Consider the following 23527-nt stretch of genomic DNA (forward strand, 5'->3'; position numbering starts at 1 on the left):
AGGGGGGACCCTGTGGGAGAGTAGGACACCGCCGGACAACCATTCCCGAAGAGCCGCCCACCACGTGGGCGGCTCTTCGCATTTAACACACCAACGCGAACGCGGCCCTCGAGCCCGCCCGCCACGAATGAAGGCCGCCCGATGGGCGGCCTTTTCTGCATTCCAGGGTCTCCGCGCTACGCGTCGACGTCGTCGAGGCGCGCGATGACGACCTCGAGCAGGCGCGCGAGCTCGCCGCGTTCGGCGTCGCTCAGGTCTTGGAGCACGTCGGACTCGACGACGTCGGATCCGCGGATCGCGACGCTGAACAGCTGCCAGCCGGCATCCGTGAGGTTCACGAAGATGCGCGTGCGGTTCTCGGCGTCGGGGGTGCGCTGCACGAGCCCGCGCTCGACGAGCTTGTCGAGTCGATGCGTCATCGACGAGGGTGCGACATTCGTGAGCTCCGCGAGCTGGCTCGGCGTCAGCGCCTCGCCGGCCTTCGCGAGCGACGTCACGACCGCCCATTCGCCCGCAGTGACCTCGAGGTCGACGAGCTGCCTGGCGTACCACTGGTCGAGCTTCTTGGTGAGGCCCTGCACTGCGGTGATCACCCGCTGCACCGACTCCTCGCCCCCGGCCTTGACGTAGGTCGCGACGGCGCGCCGATGGAGTTCCTGCGCGCTCGGAGTTCGTTTGGCCATACGGGAATTCTCGCATGCATCTTTCGGTTGCTAATATTTCGATATCGAAAACTTCGGATTCGAAGAGCGAGGATGACGGGCCGGGGGCGGCCCGCGGCATCCGCCGTTCTTCGACGACCTCGAGAGGAGGGCGCGTCCATGCGCGCGAAACTGCTCGTGCTCGCCAGCGCCATCGGCTCGCTCGGCTGGGGTGCCGTGCTGCCGTACCAGTACGCCTATGCGGCCGACACCCGCGAGTGGGGCGCGCTCATCGCCGCGGGCGCATCATCGCTCTTCTCCGTCGGTGCGCTCGTCGCGGCTCCGCTCGCCGGGCGCCTCGCCGACCGCTTCGATCCGGTGCGCGTCGCCGTCATCGCCCAGCTGATCGGCGCCGCTGGCGTCGCGTCGCTCGTCGTGGCCGACGTGCCCGGACTCTTCCTCGCGGGCATGCTCGTGTTCGGCCTCGGCCTCTCGGCCGCGGTGCCGGCCAAGCAGGTGCTGGCGCTGAACTGGTCGTCGAGCGCCGATCGCCGCAAGATCTTCGCGTACAAGTTCACCGGCGAGTCGCTCGGCATGGCTGCGGGTGCGTTCCTCGCCGGGCTCGTCGTGGATCTCGATCGTCCAGACGGGCTCGACATCGGCTTCATGATGGCCGCAGGCGGCTTCGTGCTCTCGTCGGCCATCATCGCGGTGGCCGGGCGGCTGTCGCGGGCGGGCGCCTTGCGTGCTGCGGCGATCGGCGTCGGCGCGGCTCCCACGACGGGTGCCATCGGCACGGTCGACGCGGCCACCGGGGCGATCGCGGTGGTCGACCTCGACGGCGATGGACACGCGGACGGCGCGGCGCGGTCGCGCGGCGCCCTTCGGCTCATCTTCGCCCAGCCGGCGATGCGCTGGACCGCGGTCGTCACGATCGCACTCGCCCTCGGGTTCTACGCGCAGTTCGAGTCGGGGCTGCCGGCGTACGGCCTGACGGTGCTCGACGTCGACGCCTCGGCGATCGGCGTGGCCGCGGCCGTGAACTGCCTGGTCATCGTGGCGCTCCAGGTGATCGTCGTCAAGCTCACCGCACGGCGCAGCGCGCCGGCGCTGCTCATGGTCGTCGGCAGCATCTGGGTGGTGTCGTGGCTCATCCTCTCGGCCGCGCAGTTCTCCCCCGGCGTCGCGACGGCGATGTTCGTCATGACCTACGGCATCTTCGCCGTGGGCGAGACGATCTACAGTCCCGTGCTGAACCCGCTGACTGCGCAGCTCGCGCCGAAGGGCATGGTCGGCCAGACGCTCGGCACCATCGCGGCGCTGCAGACGGCGTTCTCGGCCGCCGGGCCGCTCGTCGCGGGCGTGCTCCTCGGCGCAGGCCTCACCGATGCGTTCCTCGGCATGCACCTCGCCGTGAGCGTGCTCGCGGTCTTCGCCGCCTGGCGGATCAAGCGGGCACTGGCCACCGCAGGGAACGGCTCCGCGGTTGAGGTCGTCGAGGTCGGAGTCAGCAAGGTCGGGCCGGCCGAAGTCGGGCCGGCCGAGGCGAAGCCGACGCCGCGCGGCGCGCGCGAGGAGCCTCCGACGACACCGGTCGACCTCGTCGGGGTCTAGGCCGCGGCGGGGCATCGGGGCGCCTGCAGGGCGCCGGGGCGTCAGCAGCGTCGGGTCGGGCGGAGGAACGGCAGAGGGGCGGATGCCGCGGCCTGTCGCCGCGGCATCCGGCCCTCGTGGTCTGCTGCTAGGCGCCGACGATGACGAACTCGTCGAGGGCCTTGCGCTCGCGCGGTGCCACCTCGCGCTCGCGGAGCACGTCGGGGAGCGCGTCGATGTTGCCCAGGGCGCCGACCGTGGTGATCGAGACGACCTCCTGGTTCTCGGGGAGGCCGAACGCGTCGTGGATCGCGGCGGCGTCGAAGCCGCCCATCTGGTGCGTGTGCAGGCCCTCGTGCTGCGCCTGCACGGTCATGTGCGCGACCGCCTGGCCGAGGTCGTACCGGGCCCAGGGGCGCGGACGGCCCTCGGCGTCGGACGTCTCCGCGACGTTCACGATGAGCACGGCGGCGGAGTCGGCCCAGGCCTGGTTGAAGCCGGCGAGCGCGTTGTGGATGGTCGAGAAGGCCTCGGTGCCGCGGCGCGCGACCACGAAGCGCCAGGGCTGCGTGTTGTTCGCCGACGGAGCCCAGCGGGCCGCCTCGAGGATCGTGCGCAGGGTCTCGGTGTCGACCACGGCCGCCGGGTCGAATGCGCGGGGGCTCCACCGGTCGGCAAGGGGGTCGATGAGCGGCGCCTCGGTGGCGGCGCGGCGGGAGGTGAGGTCGGTGACGAGAGTCATGGCGAACCAACTTTCGAGTGGGGGAACACTGGTCGGGGCGCCATCGACCCGTTCTATTGCAACGCATGAACCTGTGAGACATTCCCGCGTCGCGTGCGGATCGGGCGCGAGGCATCGGCACGCCCGGGCGAACCGCATGCCGCCGGGCGTCGCACGGATCGTACGATGGCCAGATGATCACCGTCGACGGCAGAGCGGCCGCAGTCCTCACGGCGTACACCGACCTGCTCGTCGAGCGGGGCATCCGCGGCGCGACGATCGAGGCAGTGGCCAGCAGGGCGGGGCTGTCGAAGTCGGGCGCGCTGCACCACTACTCGTCGGTGGGCGCCCTGCGCTCCGCGCTCTTCGTCGAGCTGCGCGCACAGGCGCGTCGCGATGCCGACGAGTTGCGGGCCGATCCCGACAACGCCGTGCGTTACTACCTCGAGTCGTCGCTCGATCGCGACAGCGAGCTCGAGCGGGTGATCGACGCGGGGTACCGCATCGCGCAGACGGGTGACGAGACCGCCCTCGCCGTGCTGCGGGAGTGCCGCGACGACTGGCTCGAAGCTCTGGTCGCGGCGACGGGCGACGAGGGGCTCGCGCGCATGGTGCTCTTCGTCGGCGACGGCATGAACTACAACGCGCTGCTGAGCCTGCCCGACGGCGACGACGTGCTCACCGAACCCCGGGTCGCCGAGCTCGTCGCCGTGCTCGAGGGACTCCGGCGGGACGCCGACGGCGCCTGACCGCCACGTACGCGGACGGCCCGGTCGGGATCGACCGGGCCGTCGCGCATGTCGCGGCGGGGAACGACGGCCTACGCGGCCGCGAGTTCCTCGCGGATGCCGGCCACGAACGCGTCGATGTCGGCCTCGCTCGTGTCGAACGAGCACATCCAGCGCACCTCGCCCTTCGCGGCATCCCAGTCGTAGAACTTGAAGCCGCGGTCGCGCAGGCGATCGGCTACGCCGAGCGGGAGCACCGCGAACACGCCGTTGGACTGCGTGGGCTGGCTGAAGCCGAGACCCGGCAGCTCGCCCGCGGCGATGCCCGCGTCGAGGGCGTCGCGCAGGCGCTTGGCCATGGCGTTCGCGTGCGAGGCGCTGCGGAGCCACAGGTCGCCCTCGAGCAGCGCGATGAGCTGCGCCGACACGAAGCGCATCTTCGAGGCGAGCTGCATGTTGAGCTTGCGCAGATACTTGAGCCCATCGGATGCCGCGGGGTTCAGCACCACGATGGCCTCGGCGCCGAGCGCGCCGTTCTTGGTGCCGCCGAAGCTCAGCACGTCGACGCCGGCGTCGCGCGTGAAGGCGCGCAGCGGGAGTCCGAGCGACGCCGCCGCGTTCGAGAGGCGGGCGCCGTCCATGTGCAGCAGCATGCCGCGCTCGTGCGCGTGGTCGGCGATCGCACGCACCTCGTCGGGCGTGTAGAGCGTGCCGAGCTCAGACGTCTGCGTGATCGAGACGACGAGCGGCTGGGCGCGGTGCTCGTCGCCCCATCCCCAGGCCTCCTGGTCGATGAGCTCGGGCGTCAGCTTGCCGTCGGGCGCGACCACCGTGAGCAGCTTCATGCCGCCGACGCGCTCGGGCGCGCCTCCCTCGTCGGAGTTGATGTGCGCGGTCTTCGCGGAGATCACCGCGCCCCAGCGGGGCAGCATCGACTGCAGGCCGGTGACGTTCGCCCCCGTGCCGTTGAAGACGGGGAACGCCTCGACGCCCTCGCCGAAGTGGTGGGCGAAGACCTGCTGCAGGCGTTCGGTGTAGGCGTCTTCGCCGTAGGCGACCTGGTGGCCGCCGTTCGCCGCCGCGATCGCGGCGAGCACCTCGGGGTGCACGCCCGAGTAGTTGTCGGACGCGAAGCCGCGCACGGTCACGTCGTGGATGGGGGTGTTCTCGAGACTCACCGCACCATCCTCGCATCCGGTGGCCGACAGCATGCTGACGGGGGCGCACGGAACGTGCGTCGACCCGCCCCGACGCGCACGGATGCCGCGGGCGGGCGTCGTCGGCATCCGCGAGCCCGTCCCGACGCCCGTCCGAGCGCCCGTCCCGGCACCTGCTCCGCCGGCCCGGCGCTGCCCGAAGGGGCACCGCCGCCCGCCCGTTCGCGTGCGTGACCGGTGGAGGCTTCCGCCGCGGCATCCGCGAGGCTCGAACCATGGCCGGTGCACGGCTCGCGGCCGATCCTGCTCGGTCGGAGATGACACGTGCCCTCGCCGACGCCCGTCGCCGGGCCGTCGGCGGGCCGTCACGCATGCCCACGGGGGCGGTCGGGATGATCTTGGCGCTGCAGCGCGACGCCGGCAATTCGGCCGTGAGCGCGCTGATGGCCGCGAAGCTCAGGTCTCCGAGCGAGACGGCGCTGGTCGACCTCGATGGCGCGCTCGCGGAGCTGCGGCGCGACGAGCCCGAGCTCGGGGCCGTCGAGAAGGGCCTCGTGCAAGCCAGGGCCGTCGGCATCCCGGTCGAGATCGAGGGGCCCAAGCCGCCTGCCGCCGCGCTCGCGGTGACGAAGACCGGGTTCGGCCCGGCATCCGTCGCACCGAAGAAGCCGGTGCCGCCCACGAAGCCGGTGCCGCCGATCTCGCCGCTCGGCAAGGCCGCGGCCGCGAAGCCGAAGGTCGGCGGCACCGGCGGCGCTGGCGGGAGCGCGACGGCGGGTGCGGGCATCGCCCCTGCCGGCCCGGGCGCCGCGGGTGGTATCGCCGCGGGCGCAACGCCAGGGCCGCTCTCCGCCGACAAGCTGCTGCTGCCGCCCGTTCCGCCCGCGCACACCAAGCCGGGGCAGGATGCGGCGTTCGCGGCGGTGAAGGGCGGGGTGAAGTCCGCCGCAGCGGCCAAGCGGGCGCACCCCACGGCCGCGTCGAAGGCACAGGAGGCGCAGGGCGCCGCGGTGGCCCCGGCCGACGACCTCGCCGGGCAGGCGAAGGCCGCGAAGGCCGACACGATGGACGCGCAGCAGCCGGGCACGTTCGACAAGCAGGCATTCATCGCCGCCGTGAAGACCGCCATCGAGGCCAAGTCGCCGAAGACGCTGAAGGAGGCCGACGATGCCGCGAAGTCGGGCACCGCCGGCGATGTGAAGGGTGACATCCAAGGGCTGGTCGGCCAGAACACGAGCGCCTCGACGAAGGACATCGAACAGGCGACGGAGGCCGCTCCCGACACGTCGAAGGCCATCGCGAAGCCCGTCACCTCGCTGACCCCCGAGAACCCCGGCGCACCTCCGACCGTGGCCGCGGCCGGTGCCGTGCCGAAGGTCGCGCCCGCCGAGCAGACCAACCTCGCGGCCGGCACCCAGCAGGTCGGCGACGAGATGGCGCAGGCGAACGTCACCGACCGGCAGCTCGCCGAATCGAACGAGCCCGAGTTCCAGGGCGCGCTGGCCGACAAGCAGGCGGCGGCCGAGCACGCCCGCGCCGCGCCCGCGGAGTACCGCGCCCAGGAGCAGGCGACCATCGAGCAGGGCAAGGCCCAGGCGGCGGGCGTCACCGCGGCCGGCATGCGCGGCATGCAAGCGTCGAAGGGGGCGGCGCTCGCGCAGCTCGTCGCGCAGAAGGGCAAGGCCAAGTCGAAGGACGAGCAGAAGCGGGCCGAGGTGACGGCGAAGATCCAGTCGATCTTCACGGCCACCGAGACCGACGTGAAGAAGACCCTCGACGGCATCGACCCGAAGGTCGAGAAGACGTTCGAGACCGGTGAGGCCTCGGCCCGAGCCGCCTTCGAGTCGTACGTCGCCGGCAAGATGTCGGCCTACAAGGCCGATCGGTACAGCGGATGGCTCGGCGGGCTGCGGTGGGCCAAGGACAAGCTCGTCGGCATGCCCGACAAGGTCAACGAGTTCTACGAGGCGGGTCGCGAGCTGTACCTCAAGCGCATGGACGACGTCATCTCGAGCGTCGCCGACATCGTGTCGGGCGACCTCGTCGCGGCCAAGCAGCGCATCGCGAAGGGCCGGTCCGAGATCGCCGCCTACGTCGCCTCGCTGCCGAAGGACCTGCAGAAGGTCGGCTCCGAGGCCGCCGACGAGATCGGCGACCGGTTCTCGCAGCTCGAGAGCGACGTGAACGACAAGCAGAACGAAGTCGTCGAGACGCTCGCGACGAAGTACGTCGAGGCGCGATCCGGGCTCGACGAGCGCATCGAGGCGCTGCAGGCCGAGAACAAGGGCCTCGTCGACAAGGCGATCGGGGCGATCAAGGCGATCATCAACACCATTCGCGAGCTCGTGGCGATGCTGACGAACGCACTTGCGCGCGCGGCATCCGTCATCGGCGACATCATCGCGGCACCCGTGAGGTTCCTCGGCAACCTCATCGCCGGGGTGAAGGGCGGCATCCAGAAGTTCTTCGCCGGCATCGAGGGGCACCTGAAGAAGGGGCTCATGGGGTGGCTGTTCGGACAGCTCGGCGACGCCGGCATCGAACTGCCCGACTCGTTCGACCTGAAGGGGATCGTGAAGCTCGTGGCATCCGTCTTCGGGCTCACCTGGACCAACATCCGCACCCGCATCGTGAAGCAGGTCGGCGAGACCGCGATGGGCGCCATCGAGAAGGGCGTCGAGATCTTCACCCTGCTGAAGGACCAGGGCGTCGGCGGACTCTGGCAGAAGCTCGTCGAGAAGATCGGCGACATCAAGGCCATGATCATGGAGCAGCTGCAGGAGTTCGTGGTGACGAAGATCATCGTCGCGGGCATCCAGTGGCTCATCGGCCTGCTGAACCCCGCCGCGGCGTTCATCAAGGCGTGCAAGCTCATCTACGACGTCGTGATGTTCTTCGTGAACAACGCCGCGCGCATCGCGGAGTTCGTCAACACGGTGATCGACGGCGTCGTCGAGATCGCCCGCGGCAACGTCGGGGTCGTCATCGAGAAGGTCGACGCCGCGCTCGGCCGGATGGTGCCGATCCTCATCGGATTCATGGCCAGCGTGCTCGGCATCGGCGGCATCGGCGAGAAGATCCGCTCGATCCTGAAGGCGATCCAGCGGCCCGTGAACAAGGCGCTCGACGCGCTCATCAAGGCCGGGCTGAAGGTCGCCGGGCCGATCATCCGCGGCATCAAGGGCATCGGGGCGAAGGTCAAGGCCAAGGTCGCCGCCGGGAAGGCGTGGGTGAAGGGGAAGGCCGAGGCGGGCAAGGCGTGGGTGAAGGGGAAGGCGGCGGGTGCGTTGAGCGGTGCGAAGACGATGCTCCGTGCCGCTCGTGCGCGGGCCGACCAAGCGCTGACCGCGAACGGAGCCACGCCGGAGTCGGTGCGCGCCGCCCTACCTGGGATCAAGTCGGACTACCGGCTGGTGAGTGCCGAACTCGTCCCCGGTCGTGTCGCGAACACGTACCACGTGCACGTGCAGCGCGAAGACGAGAACACTCCGGACAGGTCGATCGGCGCAGCTCCAGGTCAGCAGGGTCCCGCTGATCCAGTCGCCCGAGCGTCTGCGCTGGTCGGGAAGCAGATCATCATCGGGCGAACGGCAGATGACTACGTCGTCGCCAAGATCGATCGTGTGGAGGCCAAGACTCAGATCGTGTTCTGCACGTTCGTCAAGAAGATGGGCCGGGGAGCGAAGGCGGCGAAGACCACAGGCTGGGGCTACCCGGCTGCACGCTTCGTGAAGAACTACGACGAGACGCATGAGGAACTGAGGCCTCACTCCGGCGGTGACCACAAGTCGAGATTCGTGATCGAGGACGCCTCGACCGGCAAGTACTTCATCGCCCCCGAGTTCCGGAAGAAGTGGCGGTCGTTGTTCTACGGCAGCGATTACGGACCGAAGGTCGACGCCTGGAAGCTTCGTCGATTGACCACAAGCCACGGCGTGGGTGACGGCCTTCGTCACAAGGACGATGTCGGCAAGAACCCGGGGCAGCGTTGGTTCTACGAGGACAACTGGTACGAAAACATCCACAAGAGCCCAGGCGAAGCCACGCTCGATCATGATCCGACCGTGGTCAGCCACTTCAACGGCGCGGGGCAGAACTCGAATCAAGCGGCGCGGAAGGCCTGGTACCAGCAAGGGGAGTTCGCCATCGTGCCTCGCTCGGTAAACAGTTCGTGGGGTAGCGAGAACGAAGACACCGGCTCGCGGGAGAAAGTCGCTTGGGACGCCGGGGTCGGCATGGACTTCCGCGGGCCCGATGAGAGTGCGTGACGCACGGATGCCGCGGGCCAGACGTGCGCCCGCGGCATCCGTTCTGTCATGCCGATTCGGCGTACTCGATCAGTTCAGCGTGAACCCGATCGTCGAGGTGTTGCCGGCCACGTCATGGACGACCAGCGTGTTGGCGCCGCGGACGGCGCCGAAGACGCCCGGCTTCACGCCGTTGAGGTCGGACCAGGCGTTGTTCACGAGGTCCTTGACCGTGCCGTTCAGCACGACCCTGTCGATCTTGCCCGCGTCGAAGAGCTTGAAGCTCACCCGGTCGTAGACGCCGTCGGCGCCGACCGTCTCGCCCGCGCCGGTCTTGACGCTCGCGGTGGGCGCGGTCGCGTCGATGGTGAACGCGAAGGTGCCGGTCTTCGCGATGTTGCCGGCGAGGTCCTCGGCGTTGAACTTCACGGTGTACGAGCCGTCGGGCAGCGTCACCGTCGCGCGGTGGGTGCCTGCTGCTGCGCCGTTCGTCGCCGTCTGCGTGCTCTTGACGAGCGTGCCGTCGCGGTAGACGTTCGCGACGATGCGCTTCAGGCCGCGGTCGTCGGATGCGTCGACCTGCACGTCGAGCGCGCGGAACGGCCCTGCGGCGGTCGGTGCGGCGAGCGTCGCGACGGGCTTCATCGTGTCGGGCGCCTCCGGCGCGGCATCCTGCTCGAGGAAGACTCGATCGACGGCCCAGAACGCGCTGTTCGTGCCCGTGTAGTGGAAGCGGAACTGCGCGGTCTTCGCGCCGGCAGGCACGTCGAAGGCGAGGCGCTCGTTCGTGTTGGTGTTCGCCGCGTACGCCTTGAGCGACTGCGGCTCGCCGCCGTCGAAGCTCACGAGCACCTCGGCCGACTGCGGGCCGTCGATGAAGTAGTTCGTGGCGTAGGCGAGCGTCGCGGTCGCGGCGCCGGTGAGCGGGTAGGCGGGGCTCACGAGCGTCGAGTCGAACTGGCCGGCCGCGTGCGACCTGTCGTCCCACTCGTCGGAGTCGGCGACGGCGAACACATCGCGGCTGCGCACGCTCGTCTCGCGGCGCTGGCCGAGCTCGACGTTCGTCCAGAACTCGTCGGTCGCGAAGGACCAGCCGGCCCACTCGCGCACGCCGCCGGCGGGCATCTTCGAGTTGTCGATGCTCCAGCCCTCAGGGGTCTGGTGCGTCCACCCGAGCACGGTCGCGCCGGGTCGCGTCTCGTCGGCGCGCACCTGCAGCACCGGGCGGAGCGCGTCGAACTCGTCGGCCTGCAGCGCCGAGAGCGCCGTGCCGTCGAGCTTCCACGCCGGGTCGGCCGCGATGCCGTCGGCCGCGAGCACCGTCGGCGCGATGTCGGTGAGCTTCACGTCGTTGCGCACCGATCCGGCGGCGATGCCCGGACCGGTGGCGATCACGAAGGTCTTGCGCTCGGCGGGAGTGCTGCCGCCGTGGCCGCCCGTCGGGGTGTGCCCGTGGTCGGCGGTCACGATGATCGTCCAGTCCTCGGTCGCGCGGGTCGGGCGCGACCCGACGGCGGCGAGGATCTCGCCGAGCTGGCCATCGACCTTCTTCAGCGCCGCCGAATAGGCCGCGCCGTTCGTGCCCACCGAGTGGCCCGCGCCGTCGACGTCGTCGAGGTGCACGAACACGTCGTCGGGGTCGCCGCCGCTCAGGGCCTCGACGGCCTTCGCGGTCGTTCCGACGTCGCTGCCGCCGGCGATGCGCGTGTCGACCTTCGAGCCGAAGATCGTCTGGGGGATCGGCGTCCACGTGCCGACCACGAGGGTGTCGCGCTGCGGCGCTGCGGCCTCGATGCGTGTGAGGTAGTCGGGGAACTCGGCGTAGTTCGGCGCGCTGAAGCTGTTGTCGACGACCCGGTGCTTGTCGGGCCAGACACCCGTGGCGATGGTCGACCAGCCCGCACCCGAGACCGTGCCGGCCATGGGCTGCGCGTAGAGGTTGCTCGAGGCCGTGAGGCCGCCCGCGCGGAGGGTGTCGAGGTTCGGCATCTCGGCCGCCTCGAGGAAGTCGAAGCTCGCGCCGTCGAGCCCGACGACGAGGGTCTTGGCGACGCGGCCGGCGCCGGGCGCGGCGGCAGCGGCGCCGGACGCGGCGGCGGTGGGCGCAGCCTGGGCGGCCTGCGCGCAGAGCGGGGCCGCGACGAGCGCGGCGGCGAGGAACGAGGTCGAAACGGCGCGGACGGCGCGGTTCGGCGAGGGCATGGCGATGGACCTTCCGATGGTGGCTGGGATTCGCGGCGACGGGTGCCGCCGCGATCCAGTCTTCGGAGATCGCAGCCGTGCGTGGGGGCGATTCGCGAGTTGTCGAGACATGTTCGCCGCGGGTTCACGCGGGTCGTCGCGGACTCGCCCGGAACATGTTGAGGGGCAGGTGAACAACTCTCGCGCGTCGGCACCTCTTGTCGATACACGTTCGACGTGCGGATGCCCCGGGGCGCCGGCCCCGGGGCATCCGCACGCCTGGCGGCGAGCAACAACACTGCGGCAAACGCCGCACCGCGACTCAGCCGCGCAGCGCCTCGCCGAGCTTCACGCGGGCGCCCGTCTTCAGCAGCGAGTTGCGGTAGATGCGCTCGCCGAGGAGCACCGCGAGGGCCGTCGTCGCGATCAGGATCACGAGCGACAGGATCGGCTCCCACCACTCCGCCGTGCCGAGGAACACCCGCATCGGCATGCCGACGGGCGCCGAGAACGGCACGTAGCTCATGATCGCGAGCACCGTGGGGTTGTCGTTGAAGAAGATGACGAGGAAGTACGGGATCATCACGAGCATCATGACGGGCATCGTCACGGTGCCCACGTCTTCGACGCGCGAGACGAGGGCCGCCGCCGCGGCGAACAACGCGGCGAGCATGACGAAGCCGATGGCGAAGAACACGACGAACCAGACCACCGACGAACCGAGCCCGCCGAGCAGCACGCGTTGGCCGGTGAGCATGAGGCCGAGCAGGGCCAGCACCGCGATCGCGAGGATCTGCCCGAACGCGAGCACGCTGTTGCCGACCACCTTGCCGGTGAGCAGCGCCCGCGCCGAGACCGTCGACAGCAGGATCTCGACCACGCGGGTCTGCTTCTCCTCGACGACCGAACTCGCGATCGTCGAGCCGAAGGTCAGTGCGGACATGAAGAACACGATGCCGAAGCCGAACGCCACGAGGTATGCGAGCCCGGGATCGACGGCCGCCGGCTCGAGCAGTTCGACGCTGGGGTAGACCGCCATCGCCTGCACGACATCGTTGGGCGCTTGGTCGAGCCCGATCACGACGATGCCGAGCGGGTCGGATGCCGCGGGCGCGACGATCGCCTCGACCTCGCCGTCGCGCAGCAACTGCTCGCCCTCGGCCTGGTCGGTCACGCCGACCGGCTCGAGCGCCGCATTGCCCTCGACCGCGGACGAGGCGCTGCCGATGACGGCCACCTTCGGCACGTCGGTCTGGCCGCCGAACACCGATCCGAGCACGACCGACGCGAGCACGGCCAGCATCAGGATACCCGTCGAGATGAGGAACGACTTGCTGCGCATGCGCGACGAGATCTCGCGGCCGGCGACGAGCCCGACGCTGTCGATGAAGCGCGGAGCCGCGGGGAACGCGGAGTCGGTTCGGGTCTGGGCCTGGCCGGTGCTCATCGCACGACCTCCTTGAAGATCTGGGCGAGCGAGGTTCGCTCGCGAGCGAAGCTGACGAGTCCGCCGCGTGCCACGGCCTCGGCGAGTGCGGCGGAGCGCGCGGCATCCGACTCGGCCTCGAACACGGCCCACCCGCCGTCGAACTCGATCACCCGGATGCCCGCCTGATGGCGGAGCCACCCCGCGTCGCCGTCGACGAGCAGCTCCCAGCGCTCGGTGCCGTGCTCGGCGCGCAGGGCGTCGCGGGTTCCGGATGCCGCGATGCGGCCGCCCGCGATGATCACGAGGTCGTCGCAGAGGCGCTCGACGATGTCGAGCTGGTGCGAGGAGAACAGCACCGGAACCCCGGTCGCCGCGACATCCGCGAGCACGCCCTGCACGGTCTCGACCGCCATCGGATCGAGGCCCGAGAACGGCTCGTCGAGCACGAGGAGTTCGGGCCGGTGCACGAGGGCTGCGGCGATCTGCGCGCGCTGCTGGTTGCCGAGCGACAGCGACTCGATGGTGTCGTCGGTGCGCTCGCCGAGGCCCAGCCGTTCGAGCAGGTCGAGCGCGTTGCGTCGGGCCGGCTCGGCCGACCAGCCGTGCAGGCGCGCGAGGTAGACGGTCTGCTCGAGCACCTTCATCTTGGGGTACAGGCCGCGCTCCTCGGGCATGTAGCCGAAGCGCCGGCGGTCGGAGGCGGTCAGCGGGGCGCCGTCGACGGAGACGGATCCGCCGTCGGCGGCGAGCACGCCGAGGATGATCCGCATGGTCGTGGTCTTGCCGGCGCCGTTGCCCCCGACGAACCCGGTGAGCCGACCGTCGCCGACGGCGAAGCTCACGTGGTCGAGGGCGAGGCGCTCGCCGTAGCGCTTGGTGACGTCGTGGAGTTCGAGCATGCCCCAACGGTACGGATGCCGCGTGGCGGCGGCATCCCCCGTGCGGATGGTCGCGACGGCGACCCGCACAGTGCTCGGGGCTCCGTGCCCGGGCCGGCATCCGCCGTGCGGGGGAGGACGTCAGCCGAGCGGCACGCTCTCGCCGGTGGCGAAGCCCGACGGCGAGATCATGCGGCCGAGGTGCTTGTGCACGCGCAGCACCATCGAGCGGTCGACGATGCGGGCGCCCGGCAGGCGTCGCTCGAGGTCGGCCTCGCGGTGCACGATCTCGGCGCGGGAGCGCGCGCTCACCGCGAGCACGAGGTTGAACGGCCCGGTCGTGATGGCGGCGAACTGCACCTCCGGCATGGTCGCGAGCAGTGCGGAGTTCGCCTCGATCGTCGAGCTCGGAGCCTGCACGAAGAACCACGACACGATCGGCCAGGTCGAGTACGGGTCGGAGACGTCGGTGCGGATCAGCAGCCGTTCGGTCTGGCGGAGGCGTGCGAGGTAGTCGCCGGCCCGCTGCGCGCTGATGCCGAGGCGCTTCGCGATCGTGTCGTGCGATGCGCGACCGTCGCGCTCGAGCACGCGCCTCATGCCCTCAGTGATCACGGGGTCGACCCGTTTGGCCGAGCTCGCCCTCGGCGGGCGACGTGCCGGGATGCGGCCGACCTGCTCGTCGGTGAGGGCGCGGACGGTCCAGCTGGAGCCGACGCGCACGCTGACGTTCACGATGTGCGACTGCACGGAGCGCACGCCCGGAATGCCGCCGAACCGTTCGATCACGGCCTCCGCGAGCGCGTCGTCGTCGTCGGTGACGACGGTGGCGACCAGATCGCGGCGACCGCTCGTGATGTCGATCGAGTAGACGGTCGGGTCGACCGAGAGGTGCGCCGCGGTCTCGACCGTGCGGCCCGGTTCGCAGCCGAACTCCACGATCGCCGACGCGCGTTCGTCGAGGAGGCCGGGAAGCGTGGTCAGCCAGGCGAAGCCGCCCCGCTCGATGCGCGCCCACCGGCGTGCGAGCGTCGCCGGGTCGCCGCCGAGGATCGGGGCGAGCGCCGTCCAGGGCACGCGCGGCTCGACCTGCAGGGCGTGGATGATCTGCAGATCGAGTTCGTCAAGACCGGAATCCGGCATCTGGTGCACCAATCGCGTGAATATCCGGCATCCTAACCGCATCCGTCGACGTCGGCGCAGAATCAGGCGACCATCCCGTCACCGTCGATCGAAGAGGAACCGTCGTGACCCAACACCCCCTTGCAGCCGCCGACCCCAGGGTCGGCCGCTTCCTCGTCCCCGTGCTCATCACGCTCGAGCTGTTCAGCGGCATCATCCAGGGCTGGATCGTGCCCCTCCTCGGCGACATCGCCGGGCACTACGCCGTCTCGGGAGGTGCCGTGAGCTGGGTGCTCACCGTGGGCCTGCTCTCGTCGGCGGTGTCGGTGCCGCTCATGGTCGTGCTCGCCGACCGCTTCGGCCGCCAGCGGCTGCTCGTCATCGCCGTCGTGCTCTCCGCCGGGGGTTCGGTGCTCATCGCCTTCGCGCCCGTGTTCCCGCTCGTGCTGCTCGGCGCCGTCATCCAGGGGCCGGTCGCCGCGTGCCTCCCGCTCGAGATGGCGCTGCTCAAGCACTTCCGCCCCGAGCGAGCGAACCGCGTGATCGGCTCGCTCGTCGGCATGCTCACCATCGGCGTCGCGCTCGGCGCGGTGGTCGGCGGCCTCGCGATGGACGCGATCGGCAACCTGCCGGTCGTGCAGTTCCTGCCCGCCGCCGTGCTCGTGCTGTACATCCCCCTCGTCTGGTCGCTCGTGCCCCGCGACCAGGGCGACGTCACCCGGTCGGTCGACTGGATCGGCGCCACCACCCTCGGCATCGCGCTCATCGGCATCATGTACGGCCTCTCCGAGGGGCCCGCCACGGGCTGGACCGGCGTCTCGGTCGTGCTGCCCCTCGCGCTCGGCATCGTCGCGCTCGTCGGCTTCTTCATCGCGGAGACCCGCGTGCCGACCCCGCTCGTCGACATCGGGGCGCTGAAGGGCGCCCGCATCCTGCCCGCGCTCGTGGTCGGGTTCCTCGCGGCCATCGCGCTCTTCGGCAACCAGACGCCGACCGTGCTCTACTTCACCGCCGACCCGGCGAGCGTGGGCTACGGGCTCGGCGGATCCGCGGGGCTCGCGGGCGTCGTCTACGGGGCCACCGCCCTGCTCTCGAGCCTCGGCGCGTTCCTCTCGTACGGCATCGCCAAGCGCATCGGCGCGCGGTTCGCGGTCGCGGCCGGATGCCTGCTCATCGCCGCCGGCGTCGGCGGCATGGTGCTCGCCCCGAGCGACCTCGCCGCGGTCGCCGCGCTCGGCGTGCTGTCGGCGTTCGGCTCGGGCGTCGTGTTCGGCGTGCTGCCGGGCATCGTCGTCGAACGCGCACCCGAGACCGACGCGGCATCCGTCTCGGGGGTCTACAACACCACGCGCACCATCGGCGGGGCGCTCGCAGGGGCCTTCGTCGCCTCGGTGCTGGCCGCCGTGGTGCTCTCGACCGGAGGGGCGGATGCCGCGGCGCCGGCCGTTCCCGCGCTCGGCGCGTTCCAGATCATCTGGGCCGTGTTCGCCGTGCTCAACGTCGTCGCGGCCCTGGTCGCCCTGACGCTCGGACGGTCAGATGTCGACGCGTCCGCCTCGTCTTCCTCCGCCGGGCCTTCGGCCGACCGGACCTCCCCCGACGCACCCCTCACCATCGGAGCCACCTCATGACCCTCATCGCAGACCCCGCGAACACCGCCCGCCGCATCGAGACCGACGAGCTCGCGGCATCCGTCATCGAAGCCGTCGAGGCGAGGCGAGCCGACCTGATCGTGCTCAGCCGGGCCATCGGCGAGGACCCGGAGCTCGCGTTCGACGAGCACCGGGCCGCCGAGCGGGTCGCCGTGGCGCTCGAGGCGAACGGGTTCGACGTGACCCGCGGAGCCTACGGGCTGCCGACCGCGCTCGAGGCCGTCTACGGCAGCGGCGACGTGACGGTCGCGTTCGCCTCGGAGTACGACGCGCTGCCCGACGTCGGCCACGGATGCGGCCACAACCTCATCGCCGCGTCGGGCGTGGGAGCCGCGATCGGCCTCCGGGCGGTCGCCGACGCGCTCGGCATCCGCGTGAAGCTGCTCGGCACGCCCGCCGAGGAGCTCGGCGGCGGCAAGATCGTGATGCTGCGCGCCGGCGCGTGGGACGACACGACGTTCTCGCTCATGGTGCACAGCGGCGGACCCAAGCAGTACCGAACGGCGCCCATGACGACCGCAGCGCTCGAGCGCATCATCGTGCGGTTCACCGGGGTGCCGGCGCACGCCGCCGCGAGCCCCTTCGAAGGCGTGAACGCGGGCGACGCGGCCGTGCTCACGCAGGTCTCGCTCGGGCTGCTGCGCCAGCAGCTGAAGCCCGGCACCGTGCTCTCGTCGTTCGTGCGCAATGCCGGCGTCGCGGCCAACATCATCCCGGCGCACGCCGAGCTCGAGATCGAGATGCGATCGGCCGACGCCGAGGCGTGGGCGACCGTGCGTCGCCGGGTGCGCGAGTGCCTGGCGGGCGCCGCGCAGGCCACCGGCTGCACCCTCGAGATCGAACTGCCCGAGCTGCCGTACGGCGTGCTGAAGCAGGACGAGCGCCTCGCCGAGCACTTCGACGACGTGCTGCGCGAGCTCGGCTACGAGATCGAGACCTCGCCCGACACCGCGATGGGCTCCACCGACATGGCGGATGTCTCGCAGTACCTGCCCGCGATCCACCCCATGATCGCCATCCGAGGCGTCGAGGGCGTGTTCCCCATCCACCACAGCCCCGAGTACGCGGCGCTGCTGCAGACGCCGGAGGCGGATGCGGCCGTCGTCGACGGTGCGGTGGCGCTCGCCGTCGCGGCCGCCAGGGTCGTCGCCGACCCCGCCCACCGCGCCGAACTCGTGGCCGCGCAGGCCGCGCGCGGCCCCTTCACCTGGGAGGACTGAGCGCCGGCTCGCCGACCGGGCGCAGGATGGCCGAGCATCCCGCGCCCGGTCGCCCGGGGGTACCGGATGTCGGCGGCGCTGGTTACCCTCACTGGGTGAGCGATGCAGTGGGCGACGGGGTGAGCGCGGGCGGGGGCGGCGTTCCGGGCGACGGTGCGCGCGAAGCTGCGACGGCTGCAGCGGCATCCGATGCCGTCGTGCCGCCGCCGAACGGCATGCGCACCTTCATGCAGGTGCTCGTGAACACCGCCATCGCCAACGTCACGACGAGCTTCCTCTGGTTCGCGCTCACGTTCTGGGTCTACCTCGAGACGAGGTCGGTGCTCGCGACGGGCATCATCGGCGGCGCCTACATGCTGCTCATCGCGTTCTTCGCGATGCTCTTCGGCTCGATCGTCGACCGGCACCGCAAGCTCCAGGTCATGATCTTCTCGAGCCTCGTCACGCTCGGGGCGTTCGTCATCGCGGGGGTGCTCTACCTGCTGCAGCCCGAGTCGTCGCTCGTCGACCTCGGCGGCCCCTGGTTCTGGGCGTTCTCGGGCATCATCCTGCTCGGCGCGGTCGTCGAGCACATGCGCAACATCGCGCTCTCGACCACGGTCACCCTGCTCGTGCCGGTCGAGCGCCACGCCAACGCCAACGGGCTCGTCGGCACCGTGCAGGGCATCGCGTTCATCGTGACGAGCGTGTTCAGCGGGCTCGCGATCGGGTTGCTCGGCATGGGGTGGACCCTCGTCATCGCGATCGCCCTCACGCTCGTCGCCCTCGTGCACCTGATGTTCCTGCGGGTGCCCGAGCCGCGGCCGGTGCCGGCCGAGGGCGAGCGCGCGGCGACCATCGACCTCGCGGGCAGCATCCGCGCGGTCCGCGCCGCGCCCGGCCTGTTCGCGCTCATCATCTTCTCGACGTTCAACAACCTCATCGGCGGCGTCTACATGGCGCTCATGGACCCGTACGGCCTCACGCTGTTCCCCGTCGAGGTGTGGGGCATCGTGCTCGGCGTCACCGCGACCGGCTTCGTGATCGGCGGCCTCGCGATCGCCAAGTTCGGGCTCGGCAAGAACCCGATACGCACGATGCTGCTCGTCGTCATCGCCATGGGCGTGCTCGGCGCGCTCTTCACGATCCGCGAGCAGTGGTGGATCTACGCCCTCGGCATCTGGGTGTACATGTGCCTGATCCCGGCGGTCGAGGCCTCGGAGCAGACCGTGATCCAGAAGGTCGTGCCGTTCACCAGGCAGGGCCGCGTCTTCGGGTTCGCCGCTGCCGTCGAGTCGGCCGCCGCCCCTGTCACCGCGTTCCTCATCGCCCCGATCGCCGAGTTCGTCATCATCCCCTACATGGAGACCGACGGCGGCCGCGACGCCTGGGGCTGGCTGCTCGGCGAGGGCGACGCTCGCGGCATCGCGCTCGTGTTCCTCATCTCGGGCCTCGCGATGGTCGTGCTCGCGCTCCTCGCGTTCACGACCCGCTCGTACCGGGTGCTGTCCGAGGAATACCAGGGCGCCGAGGCCGCGGGCGAGGCGGATGCCGATGCGGAGGCGACAGCCGCACCGGCCGACACCGAGCGCGGGTAGCGCTGTCGGTTCAGCGCACGACGTACGTGGTGCCGACGTGGCCGCTGGGGTGCGCCACGCTGTGGTCGAGATGCAGCCGACGCTCGCCGAGGTCGGGCGGCGTGAACGGCCGCCCAGCGCCGATCAGCACGGGCACCGTGCGCAGGCGCAGCGCGTCGACCAGCCCGGCGCGGAACAGGGCATCGGTGAGCGTGAGGCTGCCCCAGACCACGATCGACTCCGTGCGGCGCTTCAACCCGTCGACCGCCGCAACCGGGTTGCCGGCGAGCACCTCGATCTCGCCAGTGCCCCACGGGGCGGACTGCAGCGTGTTCGAGACCACGAACTTCGGGATGCGGGCGATCGGCTCGGCCACGGGCTCGACGGCCGGATCGGCCTTCGGCCAGTACTCCGCGAACATGCGGTACGTGGTCGCACCGAGCAGGATCGCATCGACCTCGTCGAGGAACGCCATCTGGTCGGCGTCGCTCGGGTCTGGTTCGTCGACCGCCGACATGAACGAGATGCCCCCGTCGGGCTCGGCCGCGTAGCCGTCGGCGCTGACGATCTGCTCGACCGTGAGCCGACCGGCCATCAGCTGGCTCCCCCGTCGGCGAGGTGTTCGACCAGCAGGTCGAACGCGGAGTCCCAGCCGTCGTAGACGTTCTCGTCGCCGGGGGCGCCGTCGATGCCCTGCACGTGGAAGGTCATGAGCGTCTGGTCGCCCGCCTCGCCGTGCACGGCGAGGTCGATGCTGATCACCGGCAGCTCGTCGTCGGCGTCGCCGGGCGAGCCCCACGTGAAGACCAGCCGCGACGGCGGGGTGATCTCGCGGTAGACCCCGACGGTCGGGTACTCCGTGCCGTCGGGCGCGATCATCGTATAGCGGTAGCTCCCGCCGAGACGGGCGTCGATCTCGACCGACTCCCGCGGAGTCTCGATGCCGCGGGGATGCCACCAGACGGCGGCTTCGTCGGGATCGGTCCATTCGCGCCACACGACTTCGCGCGGGGCGTCGAAGACGCGGGTGATGGTGAACTGCTTCGATCCGGTGGCGGTCTGCTCAGGCATCCGTCTGTCCTTTCAGTGCTCGGAGTCGTTCGCTCAGCAGGTCGAAGCGCTCGTTCCATTCGCCGCGGTGCCGATCGACCCAGGCGGATGCCTCGTCGAGGGGTTCGGTGCGGAGCGTGCAGGTGCGCCACTGGGCGTTCGTGGTGCGCTCGATGAGGCCGGCCCGCTCGAGCACCTTGAGGTGCTGCGAGATCGCGGGGCGGCTGATCGCGAACGGCTCGGCCAGGTCTCCGACGGTCGTCGGCCCTTCGCGCAGCCGCGAGAGGATCTCGCGCCTGGTGGGGTCGGCGAGGGCCTGGAACACGATGCTGAGCTCGTCGTGCGCATCACCCAATGTAAGTAACTCCTTAATTAATGAAGTACTTAACCATAAGCCGGCGATGCGAGCGCGTCAAGGGTTCGTCTGTGCGAGGTGATCAACGGTGGCACGGCAGTTCGTGCGAGAGGGTGACCGGTCGACGCGAAGGTCGGTCAGTCGACCTGCTCGCTCAGCAGACGGCAGAGGATCGCGCCCAGGGGGCGATGGTCTCGGCCGGATCGCAGGTGGGTCTCGATGATCTCGAAGCCCTCGGCCTCGAGGAGCAGGTGCAGCGCGGGCGCCGGCCATCGGTATGCGGACGTGACCGCGTGGTCGAACCGCTCGATCGACGGACCCTCGAAGAAGCCGAGCACGAGCGCCCCGCCCGGGCGGAGCACCCGCGCGAACTCGCGGATCGGCACCCCGATCCGCGACGGGTGGTGGTGGATCGTCGAGAACCACGAGAGCACACCTCCGAGCGAGCCGTCGGGCTGCTCGATCCGGTCGATGCTCCCCGTGTCGAACCGGACTCCCGGATGGGTTGCTCGAGCGTGTGCGAGGAAGTCGGGAACGAGGTCGATGCCGCGTGCGTCGAGTCCGCGGGCGGCCAGGTACCCCGTCCAGTGTCCTGGTCCGCAGCCCGCGTCGAGCACGGGAGCGTCGACCATCTCGGTCCAGTTGTCGATGAGCTGACGGTCCGAGGCGTGCACCTGGGTCATGGAGCCGAGCTTGCCGATGTACTCGGCAGCGCGGCGGGCGTAGGCGTCGGTGACCTCGGTCATGGGCCCGAGCGTAGCGACGGGTGCCGACAGTGCGTCGATCGGGCGCATCGCCTCAGTTCGAGGGCCGCACGATGCCGTGCTCGTAGGCGTAGACGACGGCGTGCACGCGGTCGCGCAGCCCCAGCTTCATGAGCACCTTCGAGACGTGGGTCTTGACCGTGGCCTCGCCGACCCACATGCGCTGCGCGATCTCGGCGTTCGAGATGCCCTCGGCGAGCAGTTCGAGCACCTCGCGCTCGCGTTCGGTGAGCGACGCGAGTTCGGGCGCCTCGACGACGCGCAGCGGCGACGCTTGCGGTGCGGGCGGGGCGACCTCTCCGATCGCTGCGTCGGCTCTAGGCACGCGCCGCGCGACCGCCTCGATGACCCGGCGCGTGACGTCGGGCGAGAGCAGCGCGTCGCCTCGGGCGACGACCTGCACGGCCTCGATGAGCTGCTCGGGGCTCGAGTTCTTCAGCAGGAACCCGCTGGCTCCGGCGTCGAGGGCTTCGAAGAGGTAATCCTCGCGGTTGAAGGTCGTGAGCACGAGCACCGCGGCGGTCGATGCGGAGGCGGTGATGAGCCGGGTCGCCTCGAGTCCGTCCATGCCGGGCATCTGCACGTCCATGCAGACCACGTCGGGCGCGAGCGCGGCGACCTGCGCGACGGCTTCGGCACCGTCGGCGGCCTCGCCCACGACCTCGATGCCGTCTTCGGAGTCGAGGATCGTGCGGAATCCGGCACGCACCAGGCTCTGGTCGTCGACGACGAGCACGCGGATGCTCACGAGCGCACCTCCCCGCGGCGCAGCGGGAACCTGGCGCGCACGAGGTATCCGCCGCGGGCGCGGGGGCCGGCCTCGAGGCTGCCGCCCGCGGCGCCGACGCGCTCGCGCATGCCGAGCAGGCCGAGGCCGCCGCCCTGCCCGTTCGAGACGGAACGCCCGGCGGGGGTCACTGCCACGGGCGCCCCGGGCGACCCGAAGCCGCTCGTGCGCACGATGGACGAGGCGGATGCGGCCGAGGGCGCCACGACCCGCGTCGCCGTTCCGGTGTTCGTGACCTCGACCTCGAGCGCGTCGGGATCCCAGCGCACGCGCACCTCGGCGGTCGCCGATGATCCGGCGTGCTTGCGCACGTTGGTCAGGGCCTCCTGCGCGATGCGGTACGCGCTGAGCTCGACGACCGCCGATACGGGGCGGCCCTCGCCGACGACCGCGAACGTCACCGGGAGTCCGCTCGCGACCGATTCGGCGACGAGTTCCTCGATGCGGCCGATGCCCCTGGTCGACGTGCTCGTGGTCGCGGGCCCGTCGTCGAGACGCGCGCGGGCGGAGCCGAGGGCGCCGAGCTCCACCGGCCCGGTGTCGCTCTCGGCACGCAGCGTGCCGAGCAGTCCGTGGAGCTCCTCGACGGCGTCGCGCGCACTCGACTCGATCGACGAGAGCGAGCCGGCCGCGGCACCCGGATCCTTCGCGAGCACCCGCCTGGCGGCGCCGGCCTGCACGCCGATGACCGAGACGTGGTGGGCGACCACGTCGTGCAGCTCGCGCGCGATGCGCAGGCGCTCGAGGGTGACCGCCTGCGTGCGCGTGCGCTCGCGCTCGGCGGCGAGCTCGGCCGTGCGCTGCTCGAGTTCGGCGCGGGCGCGCGCCGACCGGTAGGCGGCGTCGCCGAAGTACCAGGCACCGCCGAAGTAGAGCAGGTTCGTGAGCACGTTGATGAGGCCGTAGGCGACGAACGGCGAGAGCAGGCCGTCGCGGTCGAGCTCGGGGAGGAAGTCCTGCGCGAACGACGACGTGATGAGGCCCCAGAACAGCCAGCCGAACATGCCGACCACGATGGCGCCTCGCACGAGGTTGGCCCTGACCCGCGAGCGGCCCCAGGCGCCGACCGTGTAGATGGCGATGAAGAGCGCGATGTTGGAGAAGAGCAGTTCGACCACGCCCGCGACCGAGCCGGCGACGAACACCGCGGAGGCCACGATCGCGACGATCTCGGGCCAGCGCCGGCGGGCGGCCAGCGGCAGGGTCATGCCGACCACCCAGAGTGCCGCGCCCCACCAGGGGCCGTTCTCGGTGATGCCCGTGATGCGGTACAGCATGACGCTGGCGCCGGCGGCCGCGGCGAGCACGAGCGCCAGCACGACGTCGTGGCGGTACGCGCGGCGGTCGGGGCGCGGGCGCACCCACTCGACGCCGTCGAGCACGGGCGGTGCAACGGTGGTGCTCATGCGTCAACGCTAGCGAGCGGATGCCGGCGGCGGATCCGTC

General features: G+C 70.9%; 19 protein-coding genes. 6 read left to right on the top strand and 13 right to left on the bottom strand.

Annotation, left to right across the window (positions count from 1 at the left end; translation table 11 throughout):
* Positions 1 to 176: 176 nt before the first annotated feature.
* Positions 177 to 683 carry a MarR family winged helix-turn-helix transcriptional regulator gene (locus ACFVS8_RS16980; protein WP_387064901.1) on the bottom strand — a complete coding sequence of 169 codons (507 nt, stop codon included), beginning with the start codon at positions 681 to 683 and terminating at the stop codon, positions 177 to 179.
* 138 nt (positions 684 to 821) lie between these two features.
* Here ACFVS8_RS16980 and ACFVS8_RS16985 point away from each other — a divergent pair, with 138 nt between their 5' ends.
* On the top strand, positions 822 to 2255 hold the full coding sequence (locus tag ACFVS8_RS16985; RefSeq protein ID WP_387064904.1) for an MFS transporter: 1434 nt from the start codon (positions 822 to 824) through the stop codon (positions 2253 to 2255).
* 127 nt (positions 2256 to 2382) lie between these two features.
* Here ACFVS8_RS16985 and ACFVS8_RS16990 read toward each other — a convergent pair whose 3' ends face one another.
* Positions 2383 to 2976: a nitroreductase family protein gene (locus ACFVS8_RS16990; RefSeq protein WP_387064907.1), complete on the bottom strand. Its 594-nt coding sequence runs from the start codon at positions 2974 to 2976 to the stop codon at positions 2383 to 2385.
* A 173-nt stretch (positions 2977 to 3149) separates the two neighbouring features.
* Here ACFVS8_RS16990 and ACFVS8_RS16995 point away from each other — a divergent pair, with 173 nt between their 5' ends.
* The gene (locus ACFVS8_RS16995) at positions 3150 to 3704 is read left to right on the top strand and encodes a TetR/AcrR family transcriptional regulator (protein ID WP_387064909.1); all 555 of its coding nucleotides are present in this window, start codon (positions 3150 to 3152) and stop codon (positions 3702 to 3704) included.
* A 71-nt stretch (positions 3705 to 3775) separates the two neighbouring features.
* Here the strand turns inward: ACFVS8_RS16995 and ACFVS8_RS17000 are convergent, their stop codons facing one another.
* Complete coding sequence (locus ACFVS8_RS17000) at positions 3776 to 4894, bottom strand: threonine aldolase family protein (protein WP_387065559.1); 1119 nt, start codon at positions 4892 to 4894, stop codon at positions 3776 to 3778.
* Positions 4895 to 5232: 338 nt separating this feature from the next.
* On the opposite strand from ACFVS8_RS17000, the gene ACFVS8_RS17005 reads away from it, so the two are divergent.
* A complete protein-coding gene (locus tag ACFVS8_RS17005) occupies positions 5233 to 9108 on the top strand; it encodes a hypothetical protein (RefSeq protein ID WP_387064912.1) in 3876 nt (1291 codons plus the stop codon).
* Positions 9109 to 9177: 69 nt separating this feature from the next.
* Here the strand turns inward: ACFVS8_RS17005 and ACFVS8_RS17010 are convergent, their stop codons facing one another.
* From ACFVS8_RS17010 to ACFVS8_RS17025, 4 genes are all read right to left on the bottom strand, one after another.
* On the bottom strand, positions 9178 to 11289 hold the full coding sequence (locus tag ACFVS8_RS17010; protein WP_387064915.1) for an alkaline phosphatase family protein: 2112 nt from the start codon (positions 11287 to 11289) through the stop codon (positions 9178 to 9180).
* Positions 11290 to 11590: 301 nt separating this feature from the next.
* Entirely contained in the window at positions 11591 to 12715 is a 1125-nt protein-coding gene (locus ACFVS8_RS17015; RefSeq protein ID WP_387064917.1) for an ABC transporter permease, read from the bottom strand.
* A complete protein-coding gene (locus tag ACFVS8_RS17020; protein WP_387064920.1) occupies positions 12712 to 13596 on the bottom strand; it encodes an ABC transporter ATP-binding protein in 885 nt (294 codons plus the stop codon). Before ACFVS8_RS17020 ends, ACFVS8_RS17015 begins: the two co-directional genes overlap by 4 nt.
* Before the next feature lie 120 nt (positions 13597 to 13716).
* Positions 13717 to 14718, bottom strand: coding sequence for an Lrp/AsnC family transcriptional regulator (locus ACFVS8_RS17025; RefSeq protein ID WP_387064923.1), 1002 nt, complete (start codon positions 14716 to 14718; stop codon positions 13717 to 13719).
* Positions 14719 to 14822: 104 nt separating this feature from the next.
* Between ACFVS8_RS17025 and ACFVS8_RS17030 the strand changes: the two genes are divergently transcribed.
* The 3 genes from ACFVS8_RS17030 (at position 14823) to ACFVS8_RS17040 (ending at position 19146) form a co-directional block, all read left to right on the top strand.
* Entirely contained in the window at positions 14823 to 16328 is a 1506-nt protein-coding gene (locus ACFVS8_RS17030) for an MFS transporter (protein ID WP_387064925.1), read from the top strand.
* The gene (locus ACFVS8_RS17035; protein WP_387064928.1) at positions 16325 to 17569 is read left to right on the top strand and encodes an amidohydrolase; all 1245 of its coding nucleotides are present in this window, start codon (positions 16325 to 16327) and stop codon (positions 17567 to 17569) included. Before ACFVS8_RS17030 ends, ACFVS8_RS17035 begins: the two co-directional genes overlap by 4 nt.
* A 215-nt stretch (positions 17570 to 17784) precedes the next feature.
* A complete protein-coding gene (locus ACFVS8_RS17040; RefSeq protein ID WP_387065563.1) occupies positions 17785 to 19146 on the top strand; it encodes an MFS transporter in 1362 nt (453 codons plus the stop codon).
* Positions 19147 to 19156: 10 nt separating this feature from the next.
* On the opposite strand, the gene ACFVS8_RS17045 is transcribed toward ACFVS8_RS17040, so the two are convergent.
* The 6 genes from ACFVS8_RS17045 to ACFVS8_RS17070 all read right to left on the bottom strand — a co-directional run bounded on the left by ACFVS8_RS17045 (position 19157) and on the right by ACFVS8_RS17070 (position 23487).
* The gene (locus tag ACFVS8_RS17045; protein WP_387064930.1) at positions 19157 to 19720 is read right to left on the bottom strand and encodes a dihydrofolate reductase family protein; all 564 of its coding nucleotides are present in this window, start codon (positions 19718 to 19720) and stop codon (positions 19157 to 19159) included.
* Positions 19720 to 20196 (bottom strand): SRPBCC domain-containing protein, encoded by a 477-nt coding sequence (locus ACFVS8_RS17050; RefSeq protein WP_387064932.1) that lies wholly within the window; start codon positions 20194 to 20196, stop codon positions 19720 to 19722. Before ACFVS8_RS17050 ends, ACFVS8_RS17045 begins: the two co-directional genes overlap by 1 nt.
* Positions 20189 to 20530 (bottom strand): helix-turn-helix transcriptional regulator, encoded by a 342-nt coding sequence (locus tag ACFVS8_RS17055; RefSeq protein WP_092968908.1) that lies wholly within the window; start codon positions 20528 to 20530, stop codon positions 20189 to 20191. The genes ACFVS8_RS17050 and ACFVS8_RS17055 overlap by 8 nt, the downstream gene beginning before the upstream one ends.
* A gap of 137 nt (positions 20531 to 20667) precedes the next feature.
* Positions 20668 to 21276, bottom strand: a complete 609-nt coding sequence (locus ACFVS8_RS17060; protein ID WP_387064935.1) for a class I SAM-dependent methyltransferase — start codon at positions 21274 to 21276, stop codon at positions 20668 to 20670.
* 52 nt (positions 21277 to 21328) lie between these two features.
* Positions 21329 to 22042 (bottom strand): response regulator, encoded by a 714-nt coding sequence (locus ACFVS8_RS17065; protein ID WP_387064938.1) that lies wholly within the window; start codon positions 22040 to 22042, stop codon positions 21329 to 21331.
* Positions 22039 to 23487: a sensor histidine kinase gene (locus tag ACFVS8_RS17070; RefSeq protein WP_387064940.1), complete on the bottom strand. Its 1449-nt coding sequence runs from the start codon at positions 23485 to 23487 to the stop codon at positions 22039 to 22041. The genes ACFVS8_RS17065 and ACFVS8_RS17070 overlap by 4 nt, the downstream gene beginning before the upstream one ends.
* Positions 23488 to 23527 lie beyond the last annotated feature (40 nt).

This window comes from Agromyces sp. NPDC058110 (assembly GCF_042884735.1).
In the GTDB taxonomy this organism is placed as follows: domain Bacteria; phylum Actinomycetota; class Actinomycetes; order Actinomycetales; family Microbacteriaceae; genus Agromyces.